Below are 17,854 nucleotides of genomic sequence, written 5' to 3'. Positions count from 1 at the left end.
GTCACATCACGGTCATGGCGATCTTGAAGATCGGTAGGTACATCGCCACGACGATGGAGCCGACCAAGCCGCCGATGACCACCATGATGAAGGGTTCGATCAGGCTGGAGATCGCATCGACGGCGTTGTTCACTTCTTCCTCGTAGAACTCCGCCACCTTCATCAACATCGTGTCCAGCGCGCCGGCTTCCTCGCCGATCGCGGTCATCTGCACCACCATGTGCGGGAACAGGTCCACCTGCTTCATCGCCACGTTGACCGGGTAACCCACGGCGACATCGTCCTTCATCTTGCGCACCGCGCGCTCATAAACGGTGTTGCCGGTGGCGCCCGCCACGTTGTCCATCGCTTCCACCAGCGGCACGCCGGCCTTGAAGGTGACCGCCAGGGTGCGGGCGAAGCGGGCGATCGAGGAGTCGTGCAGCACCTTGCCGATCACCGGGATCTTCAGCATGAGCCGGTCCATCGTGTGTTTCAGCGCGGGCGAGCGCTTGTAGAAGAACAGGAACACGCCCACGCCGATCGCCGTGAGGATGGCGAACAGCCACCACCACTTGACCAGGTAATCCGACAGCCCGAACACCAGGGCCGTGAAGGCGGGCAGGTCGGCGCCGAAGCTGCTGAAGGTTTCCTTGAAGATGGGCACCACGTAGGTGAGCAGGATCCCGCAGACCAGGATCGCCACCGCGATGATCGAGGCCGGGTAGAACAGCGCCTTCTTGATCTTGCCCTTGACGCTCTCGATGTTCTCCTTGTACGTGGCGATGGTCTCCAGGACCGTTTCCAGCACGCCGGAGGATTCGCCGGCGCGGACCAGGTTGCGGTAGAGCTCGTCGAACTGCACCGGGTACTGGCTGAGCGCCTCGTAGATCGAGGCGCCGCCCTCGATGTCGCCCTTGATGTTGTTGACCATCTTCTTCATGGCCGGGTTCTTCTGCCCGCCGGCGATGATCTCCAGCGCCATCACGATCGGCACGCCCGACTTCATCATGGTCGCCAGCTGGCGGCTGAAGATCGCGATGTCGCGCGCACCGATTTTCTTCGCCGCGCCGCCGAACAGCGGCTTGGCCTTTGGCTTCACCGTGGTCGGGGTGATGCCCTGCTTGCGCAGCTCGGCACGCAGCAGGTTGGCGTTCTTCGCCAGCTGCTCGCCCTTCATCACCACGCCGCGCTTGTCGCGGCCCTGCCAGACGAATTCCACCATGGGGTTCAGGCGGCGCGCTTCGGCCTGGGTGCGCGCCTTGCTGACGGCTGCTCTGCGTGCGGACATGTCGGTTCCCTCAGTCCTTGGTGACGCGGTTGATCTCGATCAGGCTGGTGATCCCCTGTTTCACCTTGTCCAACGCGGAACGCCGCAAGTCGCGGACCCCGCTGTCCAGCGCGGCCTGCGCGATTTGCTGGACATTACCACCGGCCAGCACGATGTGCTGGATTTCGTCGGTCATCGGCATCACCTGGTAGATGCCGACGCGGCCCTTGTAGCCCTCGGTGCAGTCCTCGCAGCCCACCGCCTCGTAGGTGGTGATCCCGGCATGCACCTCGTCGGCGGTGTAGCCCTCGGCCAGCAGCGCGTGCTCCGGCAGGTGCACCGCGCGCTTGCAGTCGTGCAGGCGGCGCGCCAGGCGCTGGGCGATGACCAGGGTGACCGAACTGGTGATGTTGTAGGGCGCGATGCCCATGTTCATCATGCGCGCGATCGTCTGCGGCGCGTCGTTGGTATGCAGGGTGGACAGCACCATGTGGCCGGTCTGCGCCGCCTTGACCGCGATCTCGGCGGTTTCCAGGTCGCGGATTTCGCCGACCATGATGATGTCCGGGTCCTGGCGCAGGAAGCTGCGCAGCGCGGCGGCGAAGGTCATGCCGCGCTTGACGTTCTGCTGCACCTGGTTGACCCCCGGGAGGCGGATTTCCACCGGGTCCTCCACCGTGCTGATGTTGCGGGTCTCGTCGTTGAGGATGCCCAGCGCGGTGTACAGCGACACCGTCTTGCCGGAGCCCGTGGGACCGGTGACCAGGACCATCCCGTAGGGCTTGTGGATCGCGTCCAGGAACAGCTTCTGCTGCTCCGGTTCATAGCCGAGCTTGTCGATGCCCAGCTTGGCCGCGCTGGCATCCAGGATGCGCAGCACGATCTTCTCGCCGAACAGGGTGGGCAGGGTACTGACGCGGAAGTCGATCTGCTTGGACTTGGACAGGTTCAACTTGATGCGCCCGTCCTGCGGCACCCGCTTTTCGGCGATGTCGAGCTGGGCCATGACCTTCACGCGCGCGGCGATGCGCGCATGCAGCTTGACCGGGACCTTCTTGGCGGTCTTCAGGATGCCGTCGATGCGGAAGCGGACCCGGTAGTCGGTCTCGTAGGGTTCGAAGTGGATATCCGAGGCGCCCTTGCGGATCGCGTCCACCAGTGCCTTGTTCACGAACTTGACGACCGGCGTGTCCTCGCCCTTGGCGTCCACCCCGGTGTCGTTGCCGAAATCCTCCTCGCCGGCACCGACTTCCAGCCCTTCCAGGCCCTCGGCGTCGGCCAGCTCGTCCGCCATTGCCTCGGCGGCTTCCAGCCACTGGTCCAGGCAGCGCTTGATGCGGTCCGCGTCCACCAGGATCGGTTCCACCGCGAGGTTGGTGTGGAACTTCAGTTCCTCCAGCGCCCTGTTGTCGGTGGGGTCCGCGGTGCCCACGAACAGGCGGTTGCCGCGCTTGAACAGCGGCAGGACCTGGTGCTTGCGCAGCAGGTCTTCCTTGACCAGGGCGATCGCCGACTGGCTGGGGTCGATCACCAGCGCGTCCACCAGCGGCATCCCGAACTCGATCGAGTTGGCGGCGGCCAGCGCCGCGGGCGAGGCCAACCGCCGCTCGGCGATGTACTGGGCCAGCGGCAGCTTCTCCGCCGAGGCGGACTCCATCGCCTTGCGGGCGCTGGCTTCGTCCATGGCGCCATCCAGCACCAGGCGCCGGGCAATCCCGGTGATCCCCATCAGGTTGGCGGTGGCGACTGCGCTCATCTGGCCCCATGCATGACTCGAACACCCCGCCGCACTCTACCCCAAACGCAATGTCCCGGCCTCACGCGGCCAGGTGCCCGGGCTGAATCGCCACTTCCGTCACAGCCCAGCCGTGGCCGTGGCGTAGCGGTCCGCGACATCCCGGGCCGGGAGATCGAATTCAATCCGATCGGTCAGTGACGACGCATGCGGCAAACCCCCAGGTTCCAAGCTACCCTTCTCGGATGACACCCGCCCACCGCCTCAGCATCATCCTCCCCGCCAGGAACGAGGCCGAGGGCCTGCGCCACGTGCTGCCGGCGCTGCGCCAGGAGTTCCCGCTGGCCGAGCTGATCGTGGTGGACGACGGCTCCACCGACGAGACCGCGGCGATCGCCGGGGCGGCCGGCGCGCGCGTGCTGTCGGCCCCCTACGGCATGGGCAACGGCGCCGCCATCAAGCGCGGTGCGCGTGCAGCCAGCGGGGAGATCCTGGTATTCCTGGATGCCGACGGCCAGCACGACCCGGCGCATATCCACCTGTTGCTGGCCAAGCTGGACCAGGGCTACGACATGGCGGTGGGTGCGCGCAGCCGCGACGGCCAGGCCAATGTCGGGCGCGGGCTGGCCAATGGCCTCTACAACCGGCTGGCCAGCTGGATGACGGGGCACCGCATCCTGGACCTGACCTCCGGCTTCCGCGCCGTGCGCGCCGACCGGTTCCGTGAATTCCTGCACCTGCTGCCCAACGGCTTCAGCTACCCCACCACCAGCACCATGGCCTTCTTCCGCAGCGCCTACCCGGTGGCCTACGTCCCGGTGGAGGTGGCGCGGCGGATGGGCACCAGCAGCCACATCCGCCCGATCAAGGACGGGGTGCGCTTCCTGTTGATCATCTTCAAGATCGCCAGCCTGTACTCGCCACTGAAGCTGTTCGTGCCTGCGGCCATGGCGTTCATGCTGGCAGGCATGGGGTGGTATGCATGGACCTACCACGAGTCCGGCCGCTTCACCAACATGAGCATGCTGTTGATCAGCGCAGCGGTGATCGTGTTCCTGATCGGGCTGGTGTCGGAGCAGATCACCAACCTCACGTACCGACAAGACAAATGACGGAAGGGCATCATCTCGCCTGCTCCCAGGTCGGATGGGCGCTTTGACAGTGACGATGTCGTACTCGACTTCCCCCTTGTTCGGACCAGTCGTACCGGAGATCGGCTGGGCGCCTCCCTTGCGTTACTTGCTGCGCCGCAATCGCGTGTTGAAGCTGTTGGCTCCACTGCCCATGGAAGCGTTGCTCGAGGTGGGCTGCGGCAGCGGGGCGTTGCTCCACGAGCTGGCAAAGTTCGCGCATGAGGCCGTGGGCCTGGAGACGTCCGAGCCTGCAGTGCGAATGGCAAGGGAGATCGCCAGGCTGGGCGGCGGAAGGCAGGAGGTCGTGGACATGCCATCCGCGCTTTGGTCGGGCCATTTCGACCTGGTGTGTGCGTTCGACGTGCTGGAGCATATCGAGCAGGACACGACAGCGGTGGACCAATGGCTCGGATGGCTGCGTCCTGGCGGGCGGCTCTGCATTTCGGTTCCCGCGCACGGCGCACGTTGGGGTGCCGGGGACGTGTGGGCGGGCCATTACCGGCGTTACGAGCGTGCGGGGTTGCAAGAGTTGCTGCGATCGAAAGGGATGCGGATCGAACACTTCGAATGCTACGGGTTCCCACTCGCGAATTTGACGGAGGCCATGGGCAACCGCGTCTACAGGCGCCTCCTGTCGCAGCGCCAACGTGCGTACTCCCCCGAGGAGTCCTCGTCGTTCAGCGGCATCGAACGGACTGACTATTTGCGGATGTTCGGAAGGATCGACACGATGGCCGGGCGCACCGCCATGCGGCTTGCGAACATCGCCCAAGCGGTGACAGCGCGAACCGATCTCGGTAGCGGCTACCTGGTCCTGGCCCGCATTCCGTGAAGCATCCTTGGCGCGCGCTGGGATACCTGGCTGCGGCGGCGCTCGCGGGATATTTCGCATGGTTCCTGGCGGGCAGCATCGACATGGCCATGCTCGAATCCGCCATGTCCACGAAAGTGCTCGCTGCGTTGGCACTTTCGGCAGTGATGTACGCGTCGATCATCCCGATCACGGGGTGGGCCTGGAGACGCTTGCTTTCGGGGCAAGGAGAGCGATGGCGGATTTCATGGCTCACCGCGCTTCTCGCGGTGACGCAACTTGCCAAATACGTGCCCGGCAACATCGCCCAGCATGCAAGCCGGGCGGCGCTCGCCATGCGAGGGGGGATGGCGGGTCGTTCGCTCGTGTCCACGGTCGCGCAAGAAACCATCCTGGCCGCAGCGGCGAGCGTGGTCGTCGGTGTGCTCATGTACGCGATTTCCGCACCAGGTGCGGGTCGTTTGCCCGACGATGCGCGAGCTGGCCTGCTGTGGCTCGGCCCATTGCTCGGGTTGGCCTTCGTCGCATTGGCAAGCGTGCGCATATCGCCACAGCATGCCTCGGCCAGCCCGCATCGCCTGATTCGCTTGCTTGGACGCCTGGGCGGGCTGCCTGGGGCGAGGGTGGCGCTTCCTGCCTTCGCGGCGTATGCCCTCAATTACCTGCTGATCGGCATCGGGCTCTGGGTGGTGGCTCGCGCAAGTGGCATGCCATCGGCCCTTGATTTCCCGCTCGTGACCGCCGCATTTGCCCTGTCTTGGCTGGTCGGCTTCCTGGCTCCCGGCGCGCCGGCAGGACTTGGCGTCCGCGAGGGCATCATGGTGGTCTTGCTTTCCGGTGCGGCCGACAATGCGCAGCTTCTCGTCTTCGTGTTGTTGGCCAGGTTGGTCACCATGCTGGGGGATGCATGCAACTTCCTGATCGGCAGCGCCTGGCTCGCCGTGGATCAATCAAAGGGGAACGCGGTCTCATGAATGCCGGGTTGGAAGCGACGGGAGAGCGCGTCATCGAGGACGCCTACAGGGAAAGCTTGGGCGGGTACGTCATCTACCTGATGCATATCGCGAGTTACCAGTTCGCGAGGACGTATTGCGCCGGGCGGAAGGTGCTCGATCTCGGATGCGGCAGCGGCTACGGAGCAGCGTCGCTGGCCGATACCGCCGAGTCCGTGACCGCCGTCGACGTGTCTGCCGAAGCGGTGGCTTTCGCATCGGAGCGCTACACGGCCGCCAACCTGAGCTTCCTGAAGGTCGATGCGGAACGCCCGCTCCCTTTTCCCGACAGGCAATTCGACGTGGTCCTGTCGTTCCAGGTCATCGAGCACGTCATCGACGAGGCAGCCTACCTTCGAGAGGCGCGTCGCGTCCTGAAGGCGGGGGGCGTGATGATCATCGTCACCCCGAATCGCGTGGTGAGGCTCCTCCCGTTCCAGAAGCCATGGAACCGCTGGCATGTACGCGAGCATGCCATGGCATCGCTGCAGCGGGTGGTGGCGCCCTGGTTGGACATCCGCGAGGCGCACTACATGGGGGCGGCGGACAAGGTGGCGGATGTCGAGCTCCGGCGCTATCGCGCCGTCAAGTGGGCCATGCTGCCGCTGACGTTGCCGTTCGTGCCGGAAGCGATACGCCGCCGCGGGCTGGATGCCGTGCATGCGATCCGCGAGAGGAAGGGCAAGGGATCGCCCCGCAAAGCCCAGGCGCTCGAGTTCGATTTCGATGCGTCGGCGATGCAGATCGGTCCTGCCGTGCCGAACCCCCTGAACCTGCTGCTGGTTGCCGAGCGCCGAGGCGAGGGCGATGCCACCGGGCCCTGACGCCTTGAGGCTTGCGTCGCTGCGTGTCGCAGGCGTGGCGTTGCGGGGAAGCGGCTATCCCAATGCAACGAACACGCTGCGTTACCTGCGTGCTGCCGGGGTCAGGATCGTGGACCAGGCGGACTGGTTGCCGGAAGGCTTGCACTTATGGAAGGCCCTGCGGGCGTCCCCGAGGGCGAAGATCGTGCTCTACGTGCGGCTCCTGTTCGGGAACGCGTTTTCCGCATGGCGCGTGGTCGTGGCAAGCCGTCGGGAACGCTTGATCACCTACGTGCCTTACCCCGCGATATTCCTGCTGTGGTGGCTCTCGTGGTTTCCCAAGGCCTTGCGACCTCCCCTGGTCGCCGATGCGTACATTTCCATCTGGGATGCCGCAGTGCGCGATCGGGGCCTGCTCGGCGGGGGGCGCTGGTCGGATCGCCTGCTGAGACGACTTGAGGCGCGCGCACTGCGCGTTGCCGACATCGTGCTGGTGGATACCACGGCCAACCGCGAGTGGATGATCGCCGAGTTCGGGCTTGCGCCGGATGCGGTGAGCGCGGTGCCACTGGCGATCGACGATGACGCCCTCTTGTCGCTTCCCTTGCCGCCGGCGCGTGCGCCGTTGCGCGTGTCCTTCATCGGCACCCTCGTGCCCCTGCACGGCATCGAGGTATTGATCGACGCAGTCAGGCACGTCCAGCAGCCGGAGCGGATCATCTTCCGTTTCATCGGCGACGGGCAGGATGCAGCGAAGGTGGAGCGTGCGATGGCCGAGGGAATCGCCGGACTTTCGTGGGAGCGACCATGGCAGGACCATGAGGCGATCATCGCCGCCCTGGGGGAGAGCGACGTTTCGCTCGGAGTTTTTGGTGGTGCGGCCAAGGCCGCCCGGGTCCTGCCCTTCAAGCTGTATCTGGCCTTGGCGGCTGGCCGTACCGTCGTCACCCAGCCGGATTTCTCGTTGCCGGAGGGCGTGCCCACGCCGCCATTCCTGACCCCTCGCGCCGATCCGACGGAGATAGCAAGCGGGCTGCTTGCGTTGAGCGCCGATCCGGACGCCTGCCGTGCCGCCGCCCTCGCCGGGCGCAGCTATTACCAGCAGTGGCTCGGCGCTCGCGGTGTGCTCAAGGCTTGGCAGGGAGTGTTCGAGCGGTTACCTGCCCAATAGACCGAGCAAGCCCCCCGGCCATCGCCCGTGACGCAGCGTGTGCCAACGCGAATCACCTCTGTGGCGCTCTCGATGTCATGGCCGAACTACGCCTTGATGCTGCGAGTTGCTCGATCCGCTTGGCGAGATCGGGTCGGTTCTTCTGCCGCAACTCCTGGGCAAGTTGCACGGGGAATGGATCGTTCGGTGGCGCTGAGCCAATGGCGCGCAGGAAGTAGGGCATCGCCGCATCCGGCTCTGCCAGGTCATTCATGACGAAGTAGCCGATCGATGCGGCCTCGAAAGGCTTCTGATCGCATCGTCGTGCCATGGTTTCCAACGCTTGCAGGAGGCGGCGCTTGTCCACGGCGACGCCCTGCCTATGGTTGTAACTTAGGATCTGTGGCGCACGGCAATTATCCAGGGACATGTGCACCGTTTCCAGGCGCTGTTGGAATAGATCCCAATCTGATCCCGAAACATTTCCTTTCAAAGTCTTCAACACCACCAGGAGTGCAGCGTTATTGAGGCTGGCGGGTACTGCGGAAGTTCCTTTTGTGCATGCCTCGATAGCCGCATCGATGCGTGGGTTGTGCTTGACCGCGCCGCCGCCTGTCTCGTACTCGCCCGCGCACAGCTGCACCCAAGCCCTAGCGGACAGCGGTGCGTATCGGGTCACGGTATTGGCAAGCGAGAGGCGGTCATGCCAACTCCCGGCACGAATCAGCGTGGTACCCGCGAGCGCGGATAGCACCAGCACGGTGATCGCGATCTGCATGTTCCGACTGGGTTGCAAGCGCCGCGCCGCCTGCGCAAGCAAGCTTCCGGTTGCAAGGACGCCGCCCGCCAGGGCGAAGTGGTTGCGGTGCTCGAACGCCAGTTCAAGGCCGATGACGTTGCTGGCGACAAAGTGCGCGGACAGGAACCAGAGGATTCCGAGCGCGAGCAACGGTTGACGCAGGCGTTGATGCAGCGCTAGGGCGAGCATGCCGGCGAGCAGCAGCATGGACGACAGCGTGGTCCATGGTTGCAACAGGCTACGCGAGGGCTGCAGCCAGTCATAATAGAACGGCATGTGGCTCGGCAAGGGCAGGACGATCTGCCATAGGTACATGCACAGCACGCGTGCCTGGGTCAGCAATCGCTCTAGAGTGGAAAAGTCGCGGTTCGGGTACGCCTCCCACTGCCAGAAGTGGGGTAGGACGAGCAGTAGGTACGCTGCTGCGCCCATCACGGATGCCGTCGGATATCCCTTGCGCAAGAGGCGGCCTGTACGGATGTCCGCAGCCCTAAATCCAAGGAGCGTGAGTTCGAGCGCGAGGGTATATGCCGGCAACAGGATTGCGTCCTCTTTGCAACCCATCGCCAATGCCCAGGACAGCATGGCCATCAGCATCCCGGTTCGCCCGGAGCGACCCTCGATCTGTGCGACCCGTCCTTGAAGGTAGGCCAGGAGCGCGAGCACGACGAACAAGGTCGCAAGCGTCTGGATGCGTTGGACCACGTAGAGGACGGACGATACCTGCAAGGGGTGTAGCGCCCATGCCAAGGCCAGGAGGGGTGCGAGCCAGCGTGCCTTCCCGGCAGGCACCCCGGCAAGCAGCAGCAAGCTCCGGAATAGCCACGCCATGGCAAGCGTGGTCAGGCAATGCAGCAGTACGTTGGTGGCCTTGAACGTCGCCGGATCCGCACCACCGCCGCGCCAGTAATCCACCGCAAAGGTGAGGGTCGGCAAGGCGCGAAGGGAGCCGGATGGCTGGGGACTCAGCACGGCCTTCGCCAAGCTCCCGGCATCCAGTTGCGTCATCTGGATCGCTTGGTTGTTGACGATGTTCGGGAAGTCATCGAACACGAAGGCGCCGGGAAAACCCGCAAGGTACGGCAATCCCGCGAGGAGGCCCGCGATCAGGCTCAGAAGCAGGAAACGATCCCTGATGAGGTGCATGCGAATGCGCTTTCGATTGTTCGGCAAGCGATTATCGTGCAACGGAGAAACGCGAGCTGCGTTGGCCACGATGCGAATCGATTTGGAGTCGTGTCGGCCTGCAGCACGTTCCGAGCCTACTGGCCTGCATGCACAGGGCGGCGTGAGGAGGCCGCGCGTGTGTCGATCAGCCGGGGTACCTGCGGATCAGATGAGCGAGCAGGTTGCCGAGTTCATGTCGCACTGGGTCTGGCGGAGGCCGGGCGATCGCGGCGTTCCCGTGATCGGCGTGGCCATGTCGGTCGCGGTATCGATCGTCGCGCAGGCGCCGACGATCGGCACCGACGGGGCAGTCTGGTCGTAGATTGCAGCCAAGGCGAAACTGGCGTAGTTCTTGGTTTCTGCCAGGCAGGCACTTTCCGCCGAACGGATCCGGTAATTGTTGTAGGCGGGCAAGGCGATAGCCGCCAAGATCGCGATGATCGCGACCACGATCATCAACTCAATCAGGGTGAAGCCGCGTGCGAGGCCGCGCATGGTAAATCCCCCGGCAAAGTCCAATCTGACCTTCAAGCACACGCAAGTAGCGGGCCAGACCCGAGGTCGACTGGCATTCATCGTGTGCATTTGTGACAGCACTCGCGAAAAATGCGGCCTCGAGCTGCAATTGATTTTCTGGGAAAGTAAGGCGGCGGCATGTCGGAGCATCGCCGCAAACAAGAAAGCCCCTCTTACGAGGGGCTTTCAAGTATTCCAGATGGCCACGACGAACGTGGCCGTCGACTTACATGCTGCAGGTCGCCGAGTTGACGTCGCAGGTGATCGTTGCGTTGCCCGGAGCGCGCGCCGCGGAACTGCCGTCCGCCGGCGAGTCGCCAGCAGCACACGCGGTGCCGGCGAAGGTCGGGAGGGTCATGCTGTTGACCGATGCCGACACCCACGAGTTCATGAACGCCTTGGCTTCCGCCAGGCAAGCGGCGTTGGCCGAACGGATACGGTAGTTGTTGTACGCCGGCAGCGCGATGGCGGCCAGGATGGCGATGATCGCAACGACGATCATCAGTTCGATCAGGGTAAAGCCTTGCTGCTTCTTCATGGTGTTTCCCCTAGGGTTGGTTGGGTGTGTCCACGTGCCGCGCCGCGCGCTGGTCGGGTCCGTCGGCAGCCATGCGGTCCGGCACGTGCGAGGGTTATAACGCAGGATGCGTGCCAAGGGAGGACAAGGGGCAGGCGATTCTTCTTTTGCAGTGGCAGGTCACGCTTTTCCGCGGGGCCTGCGCGAGCGGTCAATGCAATTTCGTCGGAATGTGACCTTTTGTGGCAGTTCCGGCGGCGCCGGCGGGGCGCGGCCTCAGTCGATGCCCGGCTTCTCCGGCTTGTCGCGCAGGGCACGGAAGGTGATGCCCAGTTGCGCGGCGGCTAGCGGGTGGTCAGCATCCGGCAGGCGATGTCCAGGCTGGTGCGCAGGCGGGCAAGGTCGCCGATGTAGCCGCCCATCGCTTGCTCCGCCCGCTGCCGGAGTGGCAGTTCGGCGATCAGCCCGTGCCGGCCCAGGCTGGCGATGTCCTCGCGGTCTTGCTGGCCGAAACGGGCCAATTTGCTGACCGCGAGGTCCAATGGCGTCAGCAGGCGAATGTCCAGCACATGCGTGTCCACGCCGGGCAGCGACAGAGGGAGGGCATCGTTGTAGGCGTCTTCATGCAGCAGAGCGAACGTGTCGTTGTAGTTGCGGTCCAGATAGAGCAGCGCACTGCTGCCATCCGCATCCAGGTAGGCAATGTCCAGGTCGTCGGGCAGTGCGATGCGGTGCGAAAACGCGGCATCGACGTCCTTCGAAATACGATCGCCGGTATGCCAATGCAGTGCGGTTCCGCCGGCAATGACCATGCGGATGGGCAAGGCCTGTGGAGGCGTGCCGGCCAGTGATGCAGCGATGCGCCGGCCGATTTCCGCCAATGCGGCCTGGTAGTCCGGCTGCGCGGTGGGATCAGGCATGGCGGCGCATGGCGTCCAGCATCGGCAGGAATCGCGAGGGTCGCACCGGGCTGCGGTGTAGCCAGGCCTGGAATGCATCTGGATGGGTGGCACCTGGGTGCAGTTGTTCGGCAAGCGCCAGCCAGCGCGGCCGGTCGGGTCCGCGTTCGCTGGCCAGCATGACAGCCAGCCCGGCCATGAAGTCGCGCGAACCTGCGTGCTTCCAGGCGTGGACATTCGCAGGACCACGGGCGGCGAGCGCCAGCAACTGCGCTTCGTCGTCGCGGTCGAGCGTGTCGGGGAATGCCGTGCCTGACACGGGCGATGCATCGCCGACGGCCAACGCTGCCCCCACTTCACGGGCCAGTGCATGCAGGGTGCGCAGGTCACAGTCGTTGCGCCTGCGCAGGCGCGACAGTGTTTCCTTGCGCAAGCCAGCGCGCCGCGACCACTCGGCATCGGTCAGGCCCTGCGCCCGGGCACGAACGGTGAGGTCATCGAGTAGCTGGTTCAGCATGTGATTGACTCCAAGGTCAACCGCAGTCTGTCAGAAATGACGTTGAAGTCAACGCTGCAGTCAGCGCATGCGTCGCTCAGGGGGTGTGGGAGGGTGTCAGGCGATCGCCGGTTCATGCCCACCGCCGGGGTGTCGGCCGCGGGAATCGCTGCCACGCCTCAGTCGATCCCCAGCTTCTTCAGCTTGTAGCGCAGGGCACGAAAGGTGATGCCCAGTTGCGCGGCGGCCTTGGTCTTGTTGTAGCGGTTGTCCACCAGGGCCTGTTCGATCGCCTTGCGCTCGATCTCTTCGATGAAGCTGGGCAGGGCACTGGTGGAGGACTCGCGCGGATCGATCTTGCTGGGGTCGCGCGCGGCGGCGGCGGCCTGGGCGGGCGGGCTGGGCCGCATCTCCGGGAGGCGCAGGTCGGCGGCGCGGATGCCGTCGTCGTCGGCAAGGGCGAAGGCGCGTTCGAGGATGTTCTCCAGTTCGCGCACGTTGCCGGGGAAGTTGTAGCGGGCCAGCGCCTGCTCGGCGTCCGGGTGCAGGGTCGGGCGCGGGCGTTGTTGGGCGGTCGCCAGCCGGGCCAGGATCGCATCGGCCAGGACGCCGAGGTCTTCGCGGCGCTCGCGCAGCGCGGGCACGCGCAGTTCGATCACGTTGATGCGGTAGTAGAGGTCGTGGCGGAAGCGGCCTTCGTCGACCAGCGCGGCCAGGTTCTTGTGGGTGGCGGAGAGGATGCGCACGTCCACCGGCACCTCGCCGTTGGCGCCGACCGGGCGCACCGACTTTTCCTGGATGGCGCGCAGCAGCTTGACCTGCATGTGCATGGGCAGCTCGGCCACTTCATCCAGGAACAGGGTGCCGCCCTCGGCGGCCTGGAACAGGCCGGGCTTGTCGGCGTGGGCGCCGGTGAAGCTGCCCTTCTTGTGGCCGAAGAACTCGCTTTCCATCAGCTCGGCCGGGATCGCGCCGCAGTTGACCGGGATGAACGGGCCGAGGGCGCGCGCGCCCTCGGCATGGATGGTGCGGGCCACCAGCTCCTTGCCGCTGCCGGACTCGCCGGCGATGTAGACCGGCGCCTGGCTGCGCGCGACCTTGGCCAGGGTGGTGCGCAGTTCGGCCATGGCGGCGGACTGGCCGAGCAGGCGGTTGCCCTGCGCGCCGGGCGCGGGGCTGGCCGCTGCCGCATCGCCCCCGAGCTTGAGCGCGTGCTGGACCAGGCCGCGCAGCACGGCCAGGTCGACCGGCTTGCTGACGAAATCGAAGGCCCCGGCTTTCAGCGCGCCCACCGCGGCTTCCTGGTTGCCGAACGCGGTGATCATCGCCACCGGGGTCTGCGCGTACAGCTGGGAAATCTCGCGGACCAGTTCCACCCCCGAGCCATCGGCCAGGCGCATGTCGGTCAGGCACAGGGCGTACTGGTTGTGCCGCAGCAGTGCGCGGGCGTCGCCCAGCGAGGAGGCGGTGTCGCAGCGCAGGCCCATGCGGCCCAGCGTGAGCACCAGCAGTTCCCGGATGTCGCGTTCGTCGTCGACGATCAGGACCGATTGCGGCCTGTAGCCATTCTTGTCGGAAGCTGCCATGGAGCGTCACCTTACCCGGTTGTCGCAGCGCCGGCCAGATGCAGCCGCGGCGTGCTGCAGCGCCGGCTCAAGGGGCGGCGAGGGCCTGGCTGCCGGCGGCCACCAGGCGCACCCGGAAGCAGGCACCGCCGCCGGGCAGGGGCACGTAGTCCAGGGTGGCCTGGTTGGCGAGGCAGAGCTCGCGCGCGATGTACAGACCCAGCCCGGTGCCGTGCGGCGACGTGGTGTGGAAAGGTTTGAACAGCTGGCTGGCGGCGGCGTCCGGGATGCCGGGGCCGCGGTCGATCACGTCCAGCAGCGGGCGCCCGCCGGGATCGGCGTGGACGCGCACCGCGACCCGCGCCGGCTCGCCGGGCAGCCGCCCGTAGACCAGGGCGTTGTGCACCAGCACGGTCGCGACCTGCTGCAGCTGCCGGCGATCGACCAGGCAATGCAGGGGCGTGGCGGGGGTGCCGGCTTCCAGCAGGTCGTCCTCCAGGGGATGGCTGGCGCGGTAGTCGGCGACGAACTGCCGCGCGAATTCGCCGAGGTCCACGTGCTCGGGCTGCGCGCGCTCGCGCTTGGCCAGGCCGAGCACGTTCTCGACGATCCCGTTCATGCGCTGGGTCTGCTGCAGGATGATCTCCAGCAGGCGGCGATCGGAGGCGGGGATGTCCGGCGACTCCTCCATCAGCTGGGTGGCGTAGCTGATCGCGGCCAGGGGGTTGCGGATTTCGTGGGCCAGGCTGGCCGCGAACCGGCCCAGGGTGGCGAGGGTCAGCGACTCCGCGCGCTGGGTGGCGATGCTGGTGTCGTCCAGGAACACCAGCGCCTGGTCGTCGCTGGCGCGCAGCCGGGCGAAGCGCGGCAGCACTTCGGGCAGGCCGGTCGCCAGTTGCAGGGGGTGGGGGTCCAGCTGGCCGTCGTGCATCCATTCGCGCAGGCGCCGGTCGAGGGCGGGGGACGCCTCCGACAATGGCCGCTGGTCCAGCGGGTTGCCGCCCAGCAGCAGGGTGGCGGCCTCGTTAGCCAGGGCCACCCGGCCCACGGCGTCCACCAACAGGACCCCGGTGCGCATGCGCCGGATGATCAGTTCGTTCACCTCGGCGAGATCCGCGACCTGGGTGCCGCGGCGCTCGGCCAGTGCTTCGGCCGCCTGCGCCTGGCGCCCGAGCAGGTGGGTAAGCGTGGCGATCGCCAGGTAGCTGACCGAGAACATCGACAGCTCGGCCAGCGAGTGGGTGGGGGCGATGCCGTCGACCAGCGCCCAGCCGTACTCGACCGCGAACGCGACCGCCGCCAGCGCGGCCATCCCGAGCCCCAAGCGCAGGGGCAGCAGCACGGCGGCGGCACCGACGTTGAACAGCAGCATCATCGCGATGCCGGCGCTCGATTGCGGCAGCGCATGCATCGCCAGCGCGGCGGCGAGAATGTCGACCAGCACGCCGGCCAGCGCCTGCCGCTCGACATGGCCGGCGCGTCCGGCCAGGAACAGGGCCACCGCCAGCACCAGGTAGCCGGTGGCGACGGTGGCGGCCAGCGCCGGATGGCGCGGCGGGGCCAGCAGCGCGGCCACCGGCCCGAACACCACCAGGCAAAGCAGCGCCGCCTCGAAGATGCGGTACAGGGTGAGGAAATAGAGTTCGCGCCGGACGGTGGCCGGATCGGGCACGACGGCGAAGGCGCGGGGCAGCATCGACCAAAGTATGCGGCAGGGCGGAGGGGCTGCGCGGCATGTCGCAGCGCAACACGCTAAAATGGCGGACCGCCCGCGCCGGGCCTGCCCCGGTCCCGGGCGTCCGTCCTCACCCCGGGTGTCCCATGAACTTCCACGAGTACCAGGCGAAGCAGCTGTTCGGCGATTACGGCATTGCGGTGCCCAAGGGCAAGGTTGCCCATTCCCCCGACGAGGCCGTCGCGGCCGCGAAGGACATCGGCGGCGACTTCTGGGTCGTCAAGGCGCAGATCCACGCGGGCGGCCGCGGCAAGGCCGGCGGCGTGAAGCTGGCCAAGACCCTGGACGAGGTGAAGCAGCACGCCAAGGCGATGCTGGGCACCTCGATGGCGACCTACCAGACCGCCGGCGTCGCGCTGCCGGTCGACTCGGTGCTGGTGACCCAGGCCACCAACATCGACAAGGAGCTGTACCTGTCGGTGCTGGTCGACCGCGCCACCCAGACCGTCACCTTCATCGCCTCGGCGGAAGGCGGCATGGACATCGAGCAGGTCGCCCACGAGAAGCCGGAGGCGATCAAGACCCTGCACGTGGATTTCGTCGAAGGCCTGCAGCCGTACCAGACCCGCGACCTCGGGTTCGCGCTGGGCCTGAACGCCAAGCAGGTGGGCCAGCTGTCGAAGATCATGCTGGGCCTGTACCGCCTGTTCAACGACAAGGACCTGGCCCTGGTCGAGCTGAACCCGCTGGCGATCCTCGACACCGGCGACCTGGCCGTGCTCGACGGCAAGATCAATTCCGACGACAACGCCAACTTCCGCCACGCCGAGCTGGTCGCCATGCGCGACGTGCGCCAGGAGGACGAGACCGAGGTGCTGGCGTCGAAGTACGACCTGAACTACGTGACCATGGACGGCAACATCGGCTGCATGGTCAACGGCGCCGGCCTGGCGATGGCGACCATGGACGTGATCAAGCTCAACGGCGGCGAGCCGGCGAACTTCCTCGACGTCGGCGGCGGCGCCAACAAGCAGAAGGTGACCGAGGCGTTCAAGCTGATCCTGCGCTCGCCGTCGGTGGAGGCGATCTTCGTCAACATCTTCGGCGGCATCGTCCGCTGCGACATGATCGCCGAGGGCATCATCGCCGCGGTCAAGGAAGTGGGCGTGCAGGTCCCGGTCATCGTCCGCCTCGAGGGCACCAACGTGGAGGCCGGCAAGCAGCTGCTGAAGGACTCCGGGCTGGCGATCATCCCGGCCGACGACATCAACGATGGCGCGAAGAAGGCGGTCGAGGCCGTCAAGCGCGCCGCCTGATCCTGCTTTCCCTTCCCTCTCCCCTCGTGGGAGAGGGTGCCCGAAGGGCGGGAGAGGGGGCATCGCAAGCGCGACACCCTCTCCCCAACCCCTCTCCCGTCGAGGGAGGGGGCTCAAAATCCAAGGACACATTCCGATGAGCGTTCTGATCGACAAGAACACGAAGGTGCTGGTGCAGGGCTTCACCGGCTCGCAGGGCACCTTCCACGCGCAGCAGATGCTGGACTACGGCACCAAGGTCGTGGGCGGCGTCACCCCGGGCAAGGGCGGCACCGAGCACCTCGGGCTGCCGGTGTTCGACACCGTGGCGCAGGCCGTGGCCGCGACCGGCGCCGATGCGTCGGTGATCTACGTGCCGCCGCCGTTCGCCGCCGACGCGATCATGGAAGCGGCCGCCGCTGGCATCCGCGTCATCGTGTGCATCACCGAGGGCATCCCGGTGCTGGACATGATGCGCGTCAAGAACGTGCTGAAGGGCCATCCGGACACCCGCCTGGTCGGCCCGAACTGCCCCGGCGTGATCACGCCCGGCGAGTGCAAGATCGGGATCATGCCCGGCCACATCCACGTGCCGGGCAAGGTCGGGATCGTGTCGCGCTCGGGCACGCTGACCTATGAAGCGGTCAAGCAGACCACCGACGCCGGCCTCGGCCAGTCCACCTGCATCGGCATCGGCGGCGACCCGATCAACGGCACCAACTTCATCGATGCCCTGCGCCTGTTCCAGGACGACCCGCAGACCGAGGGCATCATCATGGTCGGCGAGATCGGCGGCTCCGCCGAGGAAGAGGCGGCCGAGTTCATCAAGCAGTACGTGACCAAGCCGGTGGTCGGCTTCATCGCCGGCGCGTCCGCGCCGAAGGGCAAGCGCATGGGCCATGCCGGCGCGATCGCCTCGGGTGGCTCGGGCACGGCCGAGGGCAAGTTCGCGGCGATGGAAGCCGCGGGCGTGACCACGGTGAAGAGCCCGGGTGACCTGGGCGCGGCGATCGCGAAGCGACTCAACAAGTAGCCTCGGCAGGCACGCTGCA

16 protein-coding genes are annotated in these 17,854 nt (G+C 66.5%); 7 read left to right on the top strand and 9 right to left on the bottom strand.

Annotated features, from left to right (window positions below; genetic code table 11):
- Window position 1 precedes the first annotated feature (1 nt).
- Both ON759_RS09590 and pilB read right to left on the bottom strand, forming a co-directional pair.
- Window positions 2-1,270 carry a type II secretion system F family protein gene (locus tag ON759_RS09590; RefSeq protein ID WP_271680149.1) on the bottom strand — a complete coding sequence of 423 codons (1,269 nt, stop codon included), beginning with the start codon at window positions 1,268-1,270 and terminating at the stop codon, window positions 2-4.
- Window positions 1,271-1,280: 10 nt separating this feature from the next.
- Window positions 1,281-3,005 (bottom strand): type IV-A pilus assembly ATPase PilB, encoded by a 1,725-nt coding sequence (gene pilB / locus ON759_RS09585; RefSeq protein ID WP_271680148.1) that lies wholly within the window; start codon window positions 3,003-3,005, stop codon window positions 1,281-1,283.
- A gap of 224 nt (window positions 3,006-3,229) precedes the next feature.
- Here pilB and ON759_RS09580 point away from each other — a divergent pair, with 224 nt between their 5' ends.
- The 5 genes from ON759_RS09580 to ON759_RS09560 all read left to right on the top strand — a co-directional run bounded on the left by ON759_RS09580 (window position 3,230) and on the right by ON759_RS09560 (window position 7,894).
- On the top strand, window positions 3,230-4,096 hold the full coding sequence (locus ON759_RS09580; RefSeq protein WP_271680147.1) for a glycosyltransferase family 2 protein: 867 nt from the start codon (window positions 3,230-3,232) through the stop codon (window positions 4,094-4,096).
- Between the two features lie 118 nt (window positions 4,097-4,214).
- Window positions 4,215-4,949 carry a class I SAM-dependent methyltransferase gene (locus ON759_RS09575; RefSeq protein WP_271680146.1) on the top strand — a complete coding sequence of 245 codons (735 nt, stop codon included), beginning with the start codon at window positions 4,215-4,217 and terminating at the stop codon, window positions 4,947-4,949.
- Window positions 4,946-5,902 carry a lysylphosphatidylglycerol synthase domain-containing protein gene (locus ON759_RS09570; protein ID WP_271680145.1) on the top strand — a complete coding sequence of 319 codons (957 nt, stop codon included), beginning with the start codon at window positions 4,946-4,948 and terminating at the stop codon, window positions 5,900-5,902. Before ON759_RS09575 ends, ON759_RS09570 begins: the two co-directional genes overlap by 4 nt.
- Window positions 5,899-6,744, top strand: a complete 846-nt coding sequence (locus ON759_RS09565) for a class I SAM-dependent methyltransferase (protein WP_271680144.1) — start codon at window positions 5,899-5,901, stop codon at window positions 6,742-6,744. The genes ON759_RS09570 and ON759_RS09565 overlap by 4 nt, the downstream gene beginning before the upstream one ends.
- 4 nt (window positions 6,745-6,748) lie before the next feature.
- The gene (locus ON759_RS09560) at window positions 6,749-7,894 is read left to right on the top strand and encodes a glycosyltransferase (protein ID WP_271680143.1); all 1,146 of its coding nucleotides are present in this window, start codon (window positions 6,749-6,751) and stop codon (window positions 7,892-7,894) included.
- A 52-nt stretch (window positions 7,895-7,946) separates the two neighbouring features.
- Here ON759_RS09560 and ON759_RS09555 read toward each other — a convergent pair whose 3' ends face one another.
- The 7 genes from ON759_RS09555 to ON759_RS09525 form a co-directional block, all read right to left on the bottom strand.
- Window positions 7,947-9,887, bottom strand: coding sequence for a hypothetical protein (locus ON759_RS09555; RefSeq protein ID WP_271680142.1), 1,941 nt, complete (start codon window positions 9,885-9,887; stop codon window positions 7,947-7,949).
- A 117-nt stretch (window positions 9,888-10,004) separates the two neighbouring features.
- Window positions 10,005-10,334 (bottom strand): prepilin-type N-terminal cleavage/methylation domain-containing protein, encoded by a 330-nt coding sequence (locus tag ON759_RS14025; protein ID WP_271680141.1) that lies wholly within the window; start codon window positions 10,332-10,334, stop codon window positions 10,005-10,007.
- 247 nt (window positions 10,335-10,581) lie between these two features.
- Window positions 10,582-10,893 carry a prepilin-type N-terminal cleavage/methylation domain-containing protein gene (locus ON759_RS14020; protein ID WP_425608470.1) on the bottom strand — a complete coding sequence of 104 codons (312 nt, stop codon included), beginning with the start codon at window positions 10,891-10,893 and terminating at the stop codon, window positions 10,582-10,584.
- A gap of 323 nt (window positions 10,894-11,216) precedes the next feature.
- Complete coding sequence (locus ON759_RS09540) at window positions 11,217-11,792, bottom strand: DUF6036 family nucleotidyltransferase (protein WP_271680140.1); 576 nt, start codon at window positions 11,790-11,792, stop codon at window positions 11,217-11,219.
- Complete coding sequence (locus ON759_RS09535) at window positions 11,785-12,288, bottom strand: hypothetical protein (protein WP_271680139.1); 504 nt, start codon at window positions 12,286-12,288, stop codon at window positions 11,785-11,787. Before ON759_RS09535 ends, ON759_RS09540 begins: the two co-directional genes overlap by 8 nt.
- Before the next feature lie 158 nt (window positions 12,289-12,446).
- Complete coding sequence (locus ON759_RS09530) at window positions 12,447-13,853, bottom strand: sigma-54-dependent transcriptional regulator (RefSeq protein ID WP_271680138.1); 1,407 nt, start codon at window positions 13,851-13,853, stop codon at window positions 12,447-12,449.
- A 67-nt stretch (window positions 13,854-13,920) separates the two neighbouring features.
- A complete protein-coding gene (locus ON759_RS09525; RefSeq protein WP_271680137.1) occupies window positions 13,921-15,528 on the bottom strand; it encodes a sensor histidine kinase in 1,608 nt (535 codons plus the stop codon).
- Between the two features lie 125 nt (window positions 15,529-15,653).
- Between ON759_RS09525 and sucC the strand changes: the two genes are divergently transcribed.
- Together sucC and sucD are read left to right on the top strand one after the other, a co-directional pair.
- Window positions 15,654-16,823 (top strand): ADP-forming succinate--CoA ligase subunit beta, encoded by a 1,170-nt coding sequence (sucC, locus tag ON759_RS09520; protein ID WP_271680136.1) that lies wholly within the window; start codon window positions 15,654-15,656, stop codon window positions 16,821-16,823.
- A gap of 136 nt (window positions 16,824-16,959) precedes the next feature.
- Window positions 16,960-17,835 (top strand): succinate--CoA ligase subunit alpha, encoded by an 876-nt coding sequence (gene sucD, locus ON759_RS09515; RefSeq protein WP_271680135.1) that lies wholly within the window; start codon window positions 16,960-16,962, stop codon window positions 17,833-17,835.
- Window positions 17,836-17,854: the final 19 nt, after the last annotated feature.

The sequence above is a fragment of the Thermomonas mangrovi genome (genome assembly GCF_028201335.1).
GTDB lineage: Bacteria > Pseudomonadota > Gammaproteobacteria > Xanthomonadales > Xanthomonadaceae > Thermomonas > Thermomonas mangrovi.
This window is presented reverse-complemented; position numbering and strand designations above follow the sequence as displayed.